Genomic DNA, 13,616 nt, shown 5'->3' on the forward strand with positions numbered 1-13,616 from the left:
AGCGCGGCGCGGAAGCCGGTGGCGGAGTCAGTGAAATGCGGGTGCGGAGGATGAGTTCGCGTCGGATTCGGGTGCGAACACGCGCGTAAAGGCCAGCTCGTCCTGGAGGATTCCGGAACAGGTGGAGTGCGGTTTCGTCGTCGCTCCCTCGGCGCACTGCTGGTCACGGTCGGTCGACCACATCGACAGCCAGGCGAGTCCTTTGCGGTCGGCGAATCGCTTCAACTGCTTGGCGTCCTCGACCGTGAACACCTCGGTCTTCACGTCATTGACGCCGACCATCGGGGTGACGGCGAGAGTCCGCCACGCCGTGGCGTCATCCTCGATCGCCAGCGCCTTTTTGATTTGCCGCTGGGCTGCGGTGGCGGCCTGGACGGCGTATTTCCCCATGTCGCCGTTGTACGAGTCGCCGTAGTGCATCGCCAGGATGTTCACCGCGGAGATGTCGACGCCGCGCTTCCGCGCATCGGTCAGCAGCCTCACTTCCTTCTGGGCCATTCCTTGCGGTTCCACCGCGAGCGTGAGGGACACGTCGAGATCCGGGTGGGTCTTCTGCAGTCGGGCGACAGCCTGGGCGCGCCGCGCATTGACTCCCGTGTCCGCCACCGCGGGCCCCTCCAGGTCGAAGTCGGCCTTGGTCAGCCCGTAGGCGTCGACCACCTTCGCGTACGCCTTCTCCAGCGCGGCCACCGAGGGGCAGGCGCGGGCCAGTTCCGTGCCTGCCTGGCCGCCGAAGGAGACCCGGACGTCTCCGCCCCCGGCGCGCAGGTCATCGATCCGCTGGGCGACGGCGCGGGACCGCAGCTGCTCGTCGCCGCCCCACTCCGGTCCGCAGCGGCCACCGTCGCTGATCACGAAGCCGAGATTGAACTGTTTGACCCCGATCTTCGTCGCGGCACGGAGCACATCCGACGTGGAGTCGATGGAGGTGAGGGCGTACGGCGCGAAGGAGGGCTGCGCGGATGCGGCACGGCCGTCCCGCCCGTTGCCCAGGTGGGCCGGGATCAGCCAGGCGAGCAGCGCCGCGACGCCCAGCGCCAGCGTCAGTCGTGCGGTCACGCCTGTGGGCCCGCGGCGCATCATGAGCCACCTCCCCCGGATACGCGGCATGCCCTGCCCGGCCCCGGGTGCCGGGGCCGGGCAGGGCATGCGGAAGAGGTGACCCGTGAGGGCCGGGGGGTGTCGCCGCCTGGGCCGCCGTCCGAGTCCGCTGTTCGGCGTCCGGACGTGGTGCGCGACGACGTCGAGCGGGGCCGCCTGCTCCGCGGGGTGGCGACCCTGCGCACGGTGGTGCGACGCACGGGTGCGGTAGCGGTCACGCGGTCGGATGCCCGCCGCCTGAGGTGAGAGCCGGGGCTGCGCAGCATGCAGCCCGAACGGCGCCCGGCGCCCGCGGCCGGCCAGTCGGTTGCGCGCCGCAGTGGGTGCGGCCCGGGCTTTTGCGCCCGGCTGTTCTGGACAGAGGTCACGATCAGCCTCTTCCTACGACTGGCCCACTCGGGCTCGACCGCTTTCTACCGTTATACACCTTTTACAGGGGCCTCAAGCATGGGCCTCGCATTTTTCTCGATCTGCTCCGCCGAGCCTCATCCGCTGGTGCGAGCAGCAGGTCAGGGCGGTGCAGGGGGCCGTCAGTCGACGAGGGTGAGGACCGGGGTGAGGGCGTGCGGGCGGGCCGTGGCGGGGAGCGGGTCGACGGGGAAGTAGCCGCAGCCGAGGGCCTGCGCGCCGCCGTCCGCGCGCCGGTCGTCGCCGACCATCAGGACGTCCTGCGGGGGCAGCCCCAGCTCGCGGCAGGCCAGTTCGAAGATCCGCGGGTCCGGCTTCTGGATGCCGTGCTCGAAGGACAGGACGTACGTACTGATCAGCGGGTCCAGGCCGTGCGACCGCAGTACGGGGCGCAGGTCCCAGCCGATGTTGCTGACCAGGCCGGTCGCCACGCCGCGGTCACGCAGCCCGCCCAGTACCTCGGCGGCGTCCGGGTACGGCGCCCACGCGGCGGGCGACTTGTGGCGGGCGTACAGCGCGTCGTACAACTCCTCGCTGGGGAGCGGGACTTGGCGGGCGAGCGTGGTGTAGAGGTCGCGATGGTGTGCGGCCGTGCGGTCCCGGATCCGCCACAGTTCCTCCAGGCCGGCGGGCAGCCGCTCGGGCGAGGAGCCGCCGGGCAGCGCGCCGGCACGGTCCAACTCCCGTACCGCGTGGCCGAATTCCGCCTCGGTCATGGTGGTACCGGTCGCGTCGAGCGCCGCGCGCAGCCAGGTGGCGACCGGCTCGATCCGCAGCAGCGTCCCGGAGAAGTCGAAGAGCACGCCCTTGTACGCCATGGTCACCATCCTGTCCTGTACGGCGGGCCGGGCCAAGGGCATGCGGGGGAGGGGCGGGTGTGGCGGGTGTGGCGGCCGGGGCGTGGGCTCAGCCGGCGCCGGGTGGCGGGGCGGCCGGGCCGGGGGGCTTGCCGGCGTCGGCTGGCGGGGTGGCCGCGGCCGTGGCGAGGCGGGTGTAGAGGCCGGCCGCGGCGGCCACCAGTGCCGCGCCCAGCAGCCAGCCGGCCAGTACGTCGGAGAGCCAGTGCACGCCGAGGTACAGGCGGGTGCAGCCGACGCCGAGCACGGACACGAGGGCCAGTACGGCCGTCACCCGGCGCCACACCACGGGAGCGCCGCGCTCGGCCAGCACCCACAGCGCCAGCCCGCCCGCGACCGTGGCGGTCATCGCGTGGCCCGAGGGGAACGAGGCGTAATGCGCGGAGTCGACCGGGTCCGGCCAGACCGGGCGCGGCCGGTCCAGCAGCGCCTTGATGCCCTGCTGGAGCAGCGTGCCGACGACGGAGGTGGCCGCCACCCACGCGGCGAGGACACGCACCCCGCGCCACACCAGCCACCCCACGAACAGCAGCAGCACCGCACGCATGGTCCAGGGGTCCCAGACCCAGTCGGTGAGGATGCGGTTCGCCTCGGTCCAGTCCGGTGACGCGCGCGCCATCTGGTGCAGGTCCCCCGCGACGGCCCGGTCCGTGTGCGCCAGCGGTGCCCAGCGGACGGCCACCAGGGCGCCGAGCGCCACGGCCGCGGCGGCGAGCCATCCCGCCGCGCACAGCGCCCGTGTGCCTGCCGTGGTCGCGGGCGGCGTGGCCGTCCCGGGTGCGCTGCCGGTGCCGGAGGAGGACGGAGTACCCATGCCCCGATCCTGGCCGAACCACCCGGGCCCCGGCCACCTCGCGCCACCTCGCAGCCGCGCTCATGTCGCGTACCGGCCCGATGACGAGGTCAGGTGAGCGCGCTCAGCCCCGGTACGAAGGTGATCAGCAGGGGGACGACCGGCGCCAGCGCGGCCACGGCGGTCATGCCGAGCCGGCGGACCGGCGTCAGGCGGGCGGCCGGGGCGAGCAGCCGGTCGACCCGCGCCGGGACCTGCGCGCACTGCGCCGGGCACGGGCCGAAGACCCCGCGGTCCTCGTTCAGTTCGACCAGTGCCAGGGCGGTCGTCAGCCGCCCGAAGCGGCGTGACGCCATGTCGTCGGCGCACAGTTCGACGAGCCGGTGCACCTGGTCCTGGAACGCCGCGAAGACCGGCACCTGCGGGAACCCCACGGCCAGCGCCGTCGCGCAGTGCAGCAGCAGATGGTGGCGCGCCCGGGCGTGGCCCTTCTCGTGCGCGATCACCGCGTCGAGCTGATCCCCGTTCAGCCGGCGCAGCGCGGCCGTGGTGACGACCAGCTGGGGCGAGAGGCCGGGCAGCCACCACGCCTCGGCGCGGTCGCCCTCCAGCACCACGAGCGGCTCGTCGGTCCGCTCCTCGCCGGGCAGCAGCGGGGAGCGCAGCGCCACGTCGGCGCGGCGCTGCTTGCGGCGCGCCCGGGCGGCCCGTACCTCCCGTGTCAGCACGACGGCGGTCCACGCGCCGCCGCACGCGAGGAGGACGGCCAGCGGGGCCGCCCAGGCGCCATAGGCGCCGAGCGCGTACGCCTCGATGACGTCGTGCGGGGCGAGCGCGAAGACGTTGCCCCGCACCGCCTCCCAGGCCGCCGCGGCGCTCAGGGCCATGGCCAGCACACAGCACAGCAGCACACCGGCGACCACGCACTGCCAGACCCACAGGGCGAGCACCGGCTCGCGGTCGGGCCAATCGGCGCGGGCCATCAGCCGCGGCGCCATCGCCGCCGCCAGCGCGCCGAGAAGGATCAGCGCGAAGGTGACCATCATGGCCGTCACCTTATGGCGGGAGGCTACTGAGAGGTACGGTCTTGCCACGGAAGTGACGCATGCCACCGGTGGCTGAGGTGTGAGGCGCGGACGGACGGGGCGTGCGGCGCTGGGAGCGCTCAGCGCCGGTGTCCGGACCCGGGCTCCCCGGCGCTTGCACCGTCGGCTTCAGCGGTTTCTAGACCGTCAGCAGCATCGTGAACATGCCGACGCTCATGGCCGTCCGGCAGGCGCTCAGCAACTCGGGCCGTGGCACGGCGCCGGGCGGGCCGCCGGCCGGGACCGCGGCGGGGGCCGGTATCAGGCGTATGCCGGACGCGACGGCGTGCACCGCGAAGTACGCGAGCAGCAGGCCCGTCAGTACGGGTATCCCGCCCGCACCGCCGTGCCCCGCATGGTCCGCGTGCCCGGCACCGGCCTGCGCCGTCGTCATCACCAGCGCCATGTACACCATGGCCAGCGAGCCCACCGCGTGATGCCGGTGGCGGGCCGCGAGGGCCCACAGGCCGGTCGCCCCGAAGGCCGCCACGAAGGCCCACGCCGACCAGCCGGGCAGCGGCACGACGGCGGCCGGCAGCGCCATCGCCGCCATGCCCAGCGCCATCAGCCCCTCGCCGCGCGCCTGCCCGCGGCGGGCCGGGTCCCGCTCCGCCCCCGCGCGCGAGCGCAGCAGGCAGTACCCGCTCGCCGCCGCGCACAGCGCGACCAGCAGCCAGCCGACCATCGTCGGTCCATGCACGGCGTGCCTCCCCGGTGCTCCGGCGCGAACGATCTCTTCCGCTCGCAGGATGCCCGCCGCCGACCGGCTTCACGGGAGCGCACAGGCGCACGAGGGAGCGCGTGTGCGATTACCGGGCGATCGCGTCCGTAGGGCGTCAGATCCCCGGCCGGTACCGCAGCGGATGGTCCGCCGGGACCTCCGTGAGGACGATCCGGTGGCCGTCCGGGTCGGCGATCCACATCTCGATCAGCCCCCACGGCTCCTTGACCGGCGGCCGCAGGATCTCCACGCCGTGCGCCGCCAGTTCCTCGTGCGCCGCCGCCGCGTCCGCGACCTGGAGCCACAGCTGGAGCGTCGGGGTGGGCGGCTCCTCGGAGCGGCCCGACACCTCCAGGAAGCCGCCGCCCAGGAAGTACACGACGCCGCGTTCGGGCCCCGTGCCGAACTCCCGGTACACCGGGAGGCCCAGCGCCTTTCCGTAGAAGTCCCGCGACCGCTCGGGGTCGGCCGGCCGCACCAGCACTCTGCTGCTCAGTACCTGCACCATGCCAAGGACCCTACGGGCTGCCCGGCTTCCGGAACACGGCGACGTGCGGTCCCGGGCCCTTGTTAGCCTCGACACCGGCCGCGCGCGCCACGCCTGACCGGGTGCGCGGCCGCCGCCCCGCCCGCCCGAGAGGACCCCCGCCCGCCATGGCCACCACGCCCGCACCCGAGCTGACCTTCCGCGCCGCCACCGACGCCGACGTCCCCGCGCTCGTCGAGCTCATCGAGTCGGCGTACCGGGGCGACGCCAGCCGGGCGGGCTGGACCACGGAGGCCGACCTGCTGGCGGGGCAGCGCACGGACCCCGAGGGCGTCGCCGCGGTGGTCGCAGCCGAGGGCAGCCGGCTCTTGGTGGCCGAGCGGGAGGGCGAGCTGGTCGCCTGCTGCCAGCTGGAACACCGCGGCGAGCACGCCTACTTCGGCATGTTCGCGGTGCGCCCCGCGCTCCAGGGCGGCGGCCTGGGCAAGGTGATCATCGCCGAGGCCGAGCGCACCGTGCGCGCCGAGTGGGGCGCCCGCGAGATGCACATGACGGTCATCCGGCAGCGCGCCGAGCTGATCGCCTGGTACGAGCGCCGCGGCTACGCGCGCACCGGCCGGATGACCCCGTTCCCGTACGGCGACGAGCGCTTCGGCATCCCGCAGCGCGACGACCTGGAATTCGAGCTGCTGGTCAAGAAGCTGGCCTGAAGCCGACCGCCGGAAAACCAGGCCGTTCGGTACGGAATGCCGTTCGGTACGGAAGCCGTTCGGTACGGAATGCAGCGCGGCCGCTACGCCGTGAAGCGCGTCGCCCGGCGGATCTCGGGGAAGTCGGTGACCACGCCGTCCAGGCCCATCCCGCGGGCGATCCGCAGTTGGTCGTGGGTGTTCACGGTCCAGGCGAGCACCCGCAGGTCGGCCGCGTGCGCGCGTTCGACCAGCTCCAGGGTGAGCCGGCGGATGTTCAGCGAGAGGTACTCCGCGCCCACGGTGCGCGCCCGGTCCACCACGTCCATGCCGTACCGGCTCGCCACCAGGCCCGTACGGACGCCGGGCAGCATCGTGCGGACGGCCGCCAGCGCCTCGTCGTGGAAGGAGATCACGTCGACCCGGTCGACGAGGTCGCGCTCGCGCAGCACGTCGGCCAGCGCGCGGGCCGCCGCCACGTCCTTGATCTCGGCCTGCAGCGGTCCCTGTACCGCCTCGACGACCTCTTCGAAGACCGGGATGCGCTCGCCCTTGCCCGCGTCCATCTCGCGCAGCGCGGCGAGGGTGTGGTCGGCGATCGGCCCGTGTCCGTCGGTCGTGCGGTCCACGTCCGCGTCGTGCATGACGACGAGCGCGCCGTCCTTGCTGAGGTGCACGTCCAGCTCGATGAGGTCGAGCCCTTCGTGTTCGGCGCGGCGGAAGGAGCGCAGGGTGTTCTCCGGCTCCACACCCATGACCCCGCGGTGTCCGATGGTCAGGAAGGACAAGGCTGCCTCGCTTCTGTGGCTGTCGGCTGTGGCTGGCGGTACGGCACCGGCCCCGGTGCCGCCGGCCGCCGCTGCCACCGGCGGGTGGCACGGCTGCCGGAAACGGCGGCCAGCCTAACGGGCCACGCTGACCACGAAGGGAACACCGGATGTCGTCGCGGCGTGCCCCGCGCAGGCACTCGCGACCCCGGGCGGGGCGCGGGCACACGAATCCGCTCACTCGTGCGTGGGCGCGTCCTGCGCGTGCTGACGGCCGCCCAGCCGCTCCTGCGCGTGCTGACGGCCGCCCAGCCGCTCCAGGTCGGCGAGCATCGCCTCGGTCAGCTCCAGCTCCGCCAGGTGCTGCCGCTCGCTCCAGCCCAGCGCGACGCGTGGGAAGTCCCACTCCGGCTCCGGACTCGCCTCGGCCAGCGCCTCCCGCACCTCCCGCAGTCCGGCCAGGGTGCGCTCCCGGTGCCGCTCCACGAGGGCGCGCAGCGTGTCCGGTACGGCGAGGTGGCCGAGCCAGACGCGCAGGAGGAGCGGGTGCTTGAGGACCGGCGGGCCGCAGTCCTGCGTGCCGTCCGCCCAGCCGGCCAGCGCGGCGCGGCCGTCCTCGGTGATCGTGTAGTGGCGCTTGGCCCGTGGCTCGTCCGGGCCCGAGCGCCGCGAGGTGACGAGGCCCAGCTCCTCCAGGCGGCGCAGCTCGGCGTAGATCTGGCTGATGGCCGGCGACCAGTAGAAGAAGCGGAGCGAGGCGTCGGCCCACTTCTTGAGGTCGTAGCCGGTGCGGCCGTCACGGAAGGAGAGCAGCCCGAGCACGGCCCAGGCGGTGACGGGGAGTCGCGGGTACGTGATGGCCCCCTGGCGGCGGTACGGCGTGCTTGCCCGGCCATTTTCGGGGCGCGGCGGGGGAGCGCGGACGCGGAGTCCGGACATCTCGCGATCCGGGACGTTCCTGATCGGCCGGTGATCGTATGAACGCGGGCTGGTGACCGGATTCGGTCGGTCACCGTAAGTACGCCACTCGAATGGCCGGTACGGCAGAAAACGCCGATTCCCGCTACCTCGACAGGAAAAACATCTTCGTTGGTGGGGGTTGAGCAGGATGATTTCCGTTGATCCCCCTTGAGGGGCGGGAGTGCGCCGGTTACGGTGTACCCACCGAACGATCTCCTGCCGGAGGGCAGTCATGACGGAAATTCTTTCGCCTGTGAGTGTCCAGGCGGGCACCTCGACCGCAGAGCGCGTGGTCGAGCACGCGGCCTGGCCCGTACTGAAGGACGCCATCGAGGCCATCAGGCCCTGGCAGTCCGCGGACGGCTCCATCGACCTGGACGCCGAGGGCGCGCCCGACGCCGCCACGGTCCGGCGCACGGTGGACCGCGCGATAGCCGCGATCGAGGCGCTCTCCCCGCTGCTGCCGCACGACGCCGCGTACCACCGCGCGCTCGTCGCCGACCTGCGCCGCTGGGCCGACGGCGGCTTCGCCGTGCCGGACTTCCTGGACTCGCTGCTCGCCTTCCAGCCGGCCCGCGACCGCGCGGACGGCCTGCAGCACCTGGTCGTCTTCCCGATGTACACGCAGAACGGCAACCCGGACCGCAACTTCGAAGCGGTCGTGCTGCGCATGGTCTGGCCCGAGTGGCTCGCGGAGCTGGAGCGCACCCGCTACGACAACCCGCTGTTCTGCGGCATCACCTTCGAGGACTTCACCGCCGGCTACGACACCAACTCCGCGGTGCTCTTCCCCGAGACCATCGCCGTGCGCGAGGCCCCCGAGCGCTTCAGCTGGGGCGGCATCTTCTGCGACCGCGAGGCCGCGCGCTTCCGCCGGGTCAGCGAGGCCGCCGTGGACGTCCTCGGCATCGACCTCCCGGACGACGTGCGCGCGATGCTCGCCGACCAGGACCGCTGCCAGCAGGCGTTCGTCCTGTGGGACATGGTGCACGACCGCACCCACAGCCACGGTGACCTGCCCTTCGACCCCTTCATGATCAAGCAGCGGCAGCCGTTCTGGATGTACGGCCTGGAGGAGCTGCGCTGCGACCTCACCGCCTTCAAGGAGGCCGTGAAGCTGGAGGCGGAGGGCCTGCCGCAGGCCAAGGACGTCCAGTACGCCGTGATCTTCGACCGGATGTTCCGCTTCCCGGTCACCGGCGACCGCGTGAAGAACTACGACGGCCTCGGCGGCCAGCTGCTCTTCGCGTACCTCCACAAGCACGACGTCGTGCGCTGGACGGACAACACCCTGCACATCGACTGGCAGCGGGCCCCGCTGGTCACCCAGCAGCTGTGCGGCGAGATCGAGAAGCTCTACCGCGACGGCATCGACCGGCCCAAGCTGGTCCACTGGTTCGCCGCGTACGACCTGGTCTCCACCTACCTCGCGCCGCACCCGGGCTCGGTCTGGGCCAAGGGCCCCGACGCGCTGGATCTGAGCCTTCCGCCGCGGAAACTCGTCGACGAGGTGCTTCCGGACGAATTCCCGTTGAGCATGTTCTATGAGGCCCTGCGCAAGAAGCTGCGTGATGTCATCGCCTCCACGAAGGGCATCACGGCCGGCGACCAGGCAGGGGCGGCGGCGTGAGCGCGGACGAGGAGCAGCGGGAGGCCGAGATGACTACTACGACCGGTAACCAGGGCGTACTGGAGGGCGCGGTCGTCGCGGTGGCCGGCGCGGCGGGCCCGGCGGGCCGGGCGGCGCTGCTGCGGCTGGCCGAGGCGGGCGCCACGGTGGTCGCCTCGGACGCGGACGCCGCACGGCTGGCCGAGGCGGTGGACGCCGCGCGGTACGCCCACGGCGGCGCGACCGTCATCGGCGACACCGTAGACCTCCTGGACCTGGACGCCACCCGGGACTGGGCGGACCGCACGGAGAAGGAATTCGGCCGGATCGACGGCCTGGTGCACCTCGTGGGCGGCTGGCGCGGCTCCGCGTCCTTCGCGGAGACCGACCTCGCCGACTGGGACCTGCTGGAGAAGCTGCTGATCCGCACCGTCCAGCACACCTCGCTGGCCTTCGAGGGCCCGCTGAAGCGCAGCGGCAACGGCCGCTACCTGCTCATCAGCGCGGCGGGCGCGAGCAGGCCGACGGCCGGGAACGCCGCCTACGCCGCGTCGAAGGCGGCGGCCGAAGCCTGGACCCTCGCCCTGGGTGATGCCTTCCGCAAGGCCGGGGGTGACGGCGGCCCGCACGCGGCGGCTGCCATCCTGGTGGTCAAGGCGCTCGTCAACGACCAGATGCGCGCCGAGCGACCGAACGCGAAATTCGCGGGCTTCACGGACGTGACGGAGCTGGCAGAGGCCATCGTCGGCGTCTGGAACCGGCCCGCCCACGAAGTGAATGGACAGCGTCTGTGGCTGACCCCCAAGCCGTGACTGCCGGCAAGACCGACGCGCGGCGCCACCACGACCCCTCGGTGCGCGGCTTCGCCAGCGACAACTACGCCGGCACGCACCCCGAGATCCTCGAAGCGCTCGCCCTCGCCAACGGCGGTCACCAGATCGCCTACGGCGGGGACGAGTACACCGAGAACCTCCAGCGCGTCATCCGCAGCCACTTCGGGCAGACCGCCGAGGCGTTCCCCGTCTTCAACGGCACCGGCGCCAACGTCGTGGCCCTCCAGGCCGTGACCGACCGCTGGGGCGCGGTGATCTGCGCCGAGTCCGCGCACATCAACGTCGACGAATGCGGGGCGCCGGAGCGGGTCGGCGGCCTGAAGCTGCTGACCGTCCCCACCCCGGACGGCAAGCTCACTCCCGAGCTCATCGACCGCGAGGCGTACGGCTGGGACGACGAGCACCGGGCCATGCCGCAGGCCGTCTCGATCACGCAGAACACCGAACTCGGCACGGTCTACACCCCCGAGGAGATCCGGGCGATCTGCGAGCACGCCCACGAGCGCGGCATGGTCGTGCATCTCGACGGCTCCCGGATAGCCAACGCCTCGGCGTCGCTGGACGTTCCCATGCGGGCGTTCACCAACGCCGTGGGCGTGGACATCCTGTCGCTGGGCGGCACGAAGAACGGCGCGATCTTCGGCGAGGCCGTGGTCGTCATCAACTCCGACGCCGTGCGCGCCATGAAGCACCTGCGGAAGCTGTCGATGCAGCTGGCCTCGAAGATGCGCTTCGTGTCCGTACAGCTGGAAGCGCTGCTGGCCAAGGACCTGTGGCTGCGCAACGCCCGGCACGCCAACACGATGGCGCAGCGGCTGGCCGCCGGGGTGCGCGCGGTCGAGGGCGTGGAGATCCTGTACCCGGTCCAGGCCAACGCCGTCTTCGCGCGGCTGCCGCACGACGTGAGCGAGCGCCTGATGAAGCGGTACCGCTTCTACTTCTGGGACGAGGCGGCCGGCGACGTCCGGTGGATGTGCTCGTTCGACACCACCGTCGAGGACGTGGACGGCTTTGTGGCCGCGCTCCGTGAGGAGATGGGCAGGCCGTAACGCCGGGCACGCCGGCGCAGGATACGCGACGCGCGGTTCAGTGGGTTGTACTTTTCGGTGCAGCTTGCTGAACCGCGTTCGTGCGTGCTGGAATGCCTGCCATGAGCATCTCCGTCACCGTCTCCGATGACGTCCGGGCGCTGGCGCCCGGCTTCGCCCACCTCGTCGTCGAGGCCCGCGACCTGGTCAACGGGCCCAGCGACGAGGCCAGTTCGGCGCTGCTGGACGAGGCGGCGGCCCGGCTCGCCGCACGGCTGGGCGGCGCGCCCCCGCACCATGAGCCAGGTATCGCCGCCTGGCGTGCCGCGTACACCGCCTTCGGCGCCAAGCCCTCGCGCACCCGCAACTCCGCCGAGGCGCTGGCCCGGCGGGCCCTGGCCGAGGGCGGCCTGCCCCGCGTCAACCGCCTCGTCGACGTCTACAACGCGATCAGCGTCGCGCACGTCGTCCCGGTCGGCGGCGAGGACCTGGACCGTATCGAGGGCGGCATGCGCCTCGTGCGCGCCGTAGGAGACGAGCCGTTCGAGACGGCGGCCAGCGGCGAGGCCGTGACCGAGTACCCCGAGCCGGGCGAGGTCGTCTGGCGGGACGGCGTCGGTGTCACCTGCCGCCGCTGGAACTGGCGCCAGGGCGTCCGCACCCGCCTCACCGAGGACTCCACCAGCGCGCTGTTCCTGCTGGAGCGGATGGCGCCGATGACCCTGGACGCGCTGGAGGAGGCGGGCGCGGAACTGGTCGAACTGCTGGAGAAGTTCTCCCCGGGCGCGCGCATCGAGCTGGGCGAGATCCGCCGCTGAGGCGCGCCTACGGGACCGCTGAGGCGCGCGCTACGGGACCGCTGAGGCGGGACCGCTGAGGCGCGCGTACGGGCGCGCCCCGGAGGATCAGCCCGCCGTCCGCGGTGCCGGTGCCGTGCCGCCCAGGTGGGCCGGTACCCACCAGGTGTCGTCCGGTCCCTTGGGGCGTACGGGGTAGGCGCGCTGGGCCGCCTCCAGCAGGTCCTGCACGCGGAGGCGCAGCCGGTCGGTGATCTTCTCGCTCTGCTCCTCGGCGGGCGCCTCGATCGGCTCGCCGACCCGGATGGTGATCGGGAAGTGGTTCCGCCCCAGGTCGCGCTTGTGGCCCTTGGTCCACAGCCGCTGCGTGCCCCACAGCGCCATCGGGATCAGCGGCACGCCGGCCTCCTGGGCCAGCCGGGCCGCACCGGACTTGAAGTTCTTCAGCGTGAAGGACTCGGAGATGGTGGCTTCGGGGAAGACCCCGATGATCTCGCCGCCGCGCAGCGCGCTCAGCGCGTGGCGGTAGGCGTGCACACCCTGCGCGCGGTCCACGGGGATGTGCTTCATCGCGCGCATCAGCGGCCCGGACACCTTGTGCCGGAACACCGAGTCCTTCGCCATGAAACGCACCAGCCGCTTCGCGGGCAGCGCGGCCAGGCCGCAGAAGATGAAGTCCAGGTAGCCGATGTGATTGCTCACCAGCACCGCGCCGCCGCGCCGCGGGATGTTCTCCGTCCCGGCGATGTCGAACTTCAGGTCCAGCGCCTTGAACGCCGTGCGGGCGAAGCCGATGACGGGCGGATAAACAAGCTCTGCCATGGTCGGGGGGTCCCCTTCTGTGCCTGGGGAGGGGCTCTCCCGGCGGGAAGTTACGCAGCCGTAGCTTTGCGGCTTTGGGCAGATCGTGCCCGATGAAGGGCGTCCGGGCTACCGCCGGGCCGCTTCGGGCCGGGAGATCCTCGTCACGTCCGCGTCTGGTGGATCCCCGTCGCGTACCCCGATAACCGCTGATCAACCGGGTTCTCGGGACCGACGGTACACCGGCCGGGAATCATCGCCGGCGCGCCTACGCTGGCACCAGGGGCAGGTACGCGACGGAAGGCCGAAGGTGGCAGGGCAGTTGGCAGGGCAGCAGGGGACGGAGCGGCTGACCGCGGAGCGGATCGGCGCCGGACTGGGGGAGCGGGCCACGCTCGTACAGTTCTCCAGCGCCTTCTGCCAGCCGTGCCGGGCCACCCGCCGCACGCTGGAGGACGTCGCGGGCATGGTGCCGGGCGTGACGCACGTCGAGGTGGACGCCGAGGCCCATCTCGACCTCGTACGCGAACTGCGCATCGTGCGTACCCCGACGGTCCTGGTCCTGGACGCGGCCGGCACGGTCGTGCGCCGCGCCGCGGGCCAGCCCCGCAAGGCGGACGTCATCGCGGCCCTGGGTGCCGCGGTCGGCACCTGAAGCCGTGCGCGCGACCCGTACACGC

At 72.6% G+C, this 13,616-nt stretch carries 15 protein-coding genes; 6 read left to right on the forward strand and 9 right to left on the reverse strand.

Translation table 11 applies throughout. The features are described from left to right. Positions 1-27 precede the first annotated feature (27 nt). From ACIGXO_RS21315 to ACIGXO_RS21340, 6 genes are all read right to left on the reverse strand, one after another. Positions 28-1,059 carry a chitinase gene (locus ACIGXO_RS21315; RefSeq protein WP_399788949.1) on the reverse strand — a complete coding sequence of 344 codons (1,032 nt, stop codon included), beginning with the start codon at positions 1,057-1,059 and terminating at the stop codon, positions 28-30. Between the two features lie 572 nt (positions 1,060-1,631). After that, entirely contained in the window at positions 1,632-2,327 is a 696-nt protein-coding gene (locus ACIGXO_RS21320; protein WP_399788951.1) for an HAD family hydrolase, read from the reverse strand. A gap of 88 nt (positions 2,328-2,415) precedes the next feature. After that, complete coding sequence (locus ACIGXO_RS21325) at positions 2,416-3,180, reverse strand: phosphatase PAP2 family protein (RefSeq protein ID WP_399788954.1); 765 nt, start codon at positions 3,178-3,180, stop codon at positions 2,416-2,418. Between the two features lie 89 nt (positions 3,181-3,269). Continuing rightward, positions 3,270-4,205 (reverse strand): M56 family metallopeptidase, encoded by a 936-nt coding sequence (locus tag ACIGXO_RS21330; protein ID WP_399788956.1) that lies wholly within the window; start codon positions 4,203-4,205, stop codon positions 3,270-3,272. Between the two features lie 178 nt (positions 4,206-4,383). After that, the gene (locus ACIGXO_RS21335) at positions 4,384-4,944 is read right to left on the reverse strand and encodes a DUF5134 domain-containing protein (RefSeq protein ID WP_399788959.1); all 561 of its coding nucleotides are present in this window, start codon (positions 4,942-4,944) and stop codon (positions 4,384-4,386) included. 136 nt (positions 4,945-5,080) lie between these two features. Further along, positions 5,081-5,473 (reverse strand): VOC family protein, encoded by a 393-nt coding sequence (locus ACIGXO_RS21340; protein WP_399788962.1) that lies wholly within the window; start codon positions 5,471-5,473, stop codon positions 5,081-5,083. A 146-nt stretch (positions 5,474-5,619) separates the two neighbouring features. Here ACIGXO_RS21340 and ACIGXO_RS21345 point away from each other — a divergent pair, with 146 nt between their 5' ends. Continuing rightward, complete coding sequence (locus ACIGXO_RS21345) at positions 5,620-6,162, forward strand: GNAT family N-acetyltransferase (RefSeq protein ID WP_399788965.1); 543 nt, start codon at positions 5,620-5,622, stop codon at positions 6,160-6,162. Between the two features lie 83 nt (positions 6,163-6,245). Here the strand turns inward: ACIGXO_RS21345 and ACIGXO_RS21350 are convergent, their stop codons facing one another. Then, on the reverse strand, positions 6,246-6,929 hold the full coding sequence (locus ACIGXO_RS21350; protein WP_399788968.1) for a glycerophosphodiester phosphodiesterase: 684 nt from the start codon (positions 6,927-6,929) through the stop codon (positions 6,246-6,248). Between the two features lie 216 nt (positions 6,930-7,145). After that, positions 7,146-7,847 carry a PadR family transcriptional regulator gene (locus ACIGXO_RS21355; RefSeq protein WP_399788971.1) on the reverse strand — a complete coding sequence of 234 codons (702 nt, stop codon included), beginning with the start codon at positions 7,845-7,847 and terminating at the stop codon, positions 7,146-7,148. A gap of 253 nt (positions 7,848-8,100) precedes the next feature. Between ACIGXO_RS21355 and ACIGXO_RS21360 the strand changes: the two genes are divergently transcribed. The 4 genes from ACIGXO_RS21360 to ACIGXO_RS21375 all read left to right on the forward strand — a co-directional run bounded on the left by ACIGXO_RS21360 (position 8,101) and on the right by ACIGXO_RS21375 (position 12,156). Next, a complete protein-coding gene (locus tag ACIGXO_RS21360; protein ID WP_399788973.1) occupies positions 8,101-9,498 on the forward strand; it encodes a DUF6421 family protein in 1,398 nt (465 codons plus the stop codon). A 29-nt stretch (positions 9,499-9,527) separates the two neighbouring features. Next, positions 9,528-10,289, forward strand: a complete 762-nt coding sequence (locus tag ACIGXO_RS21365) for an SDR family NAD(P)-dependent oxidoreductase (RefSeq protein ID WP_399789682.1) — start codon at positions 9,528-9,530, stop codon at positions 10,287-10,289. Then, entirely contained in the window at positions 10,286-11,359 is a 1,074-nt protein-coding gene (locus ACIGXO_RS21370) for a threonine aldolase family protein (protein ID WP_399788976.1), read from the forward strand. The genes ACIGXO_RS21365 and ACIGXO_RS21370 overlap by 4 nt, the downstream gene beginning before the upstream one ends. A gap of 101 nt (positions 11,360-11,460) precedes the next feature. Beyond that, positions 11,461-12,156, forward strand: a complete 696-nt coding sequence (locus ACIGXO_RS21375) for a B3/4 domain-containing protein (protein ID WP_399788980.1) — start codon at positions 11,461-11,463, stop codon at positions 12,154-12,156. 87 nt (positions 12,157-12,243) lie between these two features. Here the strand turns inward: ACIGXO_RS21375 and ACIGXO_RS21380 are convergent, their stop codons facing one another. Beyond that, a complete protein-coding gene (locus tag ACIGXO_RS21380) occupies positions 12,244-12,957 on the reverse strand; it encodes a lysophospholipid acyltransferase family protein (protein WP_399788983.1) in 714 nt (237 codons plus the stop codon). A gap of 289 nt (positions 12,958-13,246) precedes the next feature. Here ACIGXO_RS21380 and ACIGXO_RS21385 point away from each other — a divergent pair, with 289 nt between their 5' ends. Then, positions 13,247-13,591, forward strand: a complete 345-nt coding sequence (locus tag ACIGXO_RS21385) for a thioredoxin family protein (protein WP_399788986.1) — start codon at positions 13,247-13,249, stop codon at positions 13,589-13,591. The last annotated feature ends 25 nt before the right edge of the window (positions 13,592-13,616 follow it).

Source organism: Streptomyces sp. NPDC053542 (genome assembly GCF_044544685.1).
In the GTDB taxonomy this organism is placed as follows: domain Bacteria; phylum Actinomycetota; class Actinomycetes; order Streptomycetales; family Streptomycetaceae; genus Streptomyces.

Coding starts and splice junctions, on each gene's coding strand:
- ACIGXO_RS21345 (WP_399788965.1), top strand. CDS start 5,620: ATGGCCACCACGCCCGCACCCGAGCTGACCTTCCGCGCCGCCACCGAC.
- ACIGXO_RS21355 (WP_399788971.1), bottom strand. CDS start 7,847: ATGTCCGGACTCCGCGTCCGCGCTCCCCCGCCGCGCCCCGAAAATGGC.
- ACIGXO_RS21320 (WP_399788951.1), bottom strand. CDS start 2,327: ATGGCGTACAAGGGCGTGCTCTTCGACTTCTCCGGGACGCTGCTGCGG.
- ACIGXO_RS21360 (WP_399788973.1), top strand. CDS start 8,101: ATGACGGAAATTCTTTCGCCTGTGAGTGTCCAGGCGGGCACCTCGACC.
- ACIGXO_RS21330 (WP_399788956.1), bottom strand. CDS start 4,205: ATGATGGTCACCTTCGCGCTGATCCTTCTCGGCGCGCTGGCGGCGGCG.
- ACIGXO_RS21375 (WP_399788980.1), top strand. CDS start 11,461: ATGAGCATCTCCGTCACCGTCTCCGATGACGTCCGGGCGCTGGCGCCC.
- ACIGXO_RS21365 (WP_399789682.1), top strand. CDS start 9,528: ATGACTACTACGACCGGTAACCAGGGCGTACTGGAGGGCGCGGTCGTC.
- ACIGXO_RS21340 (WP_399788962.1), bottom strand. CDS start 5,473: ATGGTGCAGGTACTGAGCAGCAGAGTGCTGGTGCGGCCGGCCGACCCC.
- ACIGXO_RS21325 (WP_399788954.1), bottom strand. CDS start 3,180: ATGGGTACTCCGTCCTCCTCCGGCACCGGCAGCGCACCCGGGACGGCC.
- ACIGXO_RS21380 (WP_399788983.1), bottom strand. CDS start 12,957: ATGGCAGAGCTTGTTTATCCGCCCGTCATCGGCTTCGCCCGCACGGCG.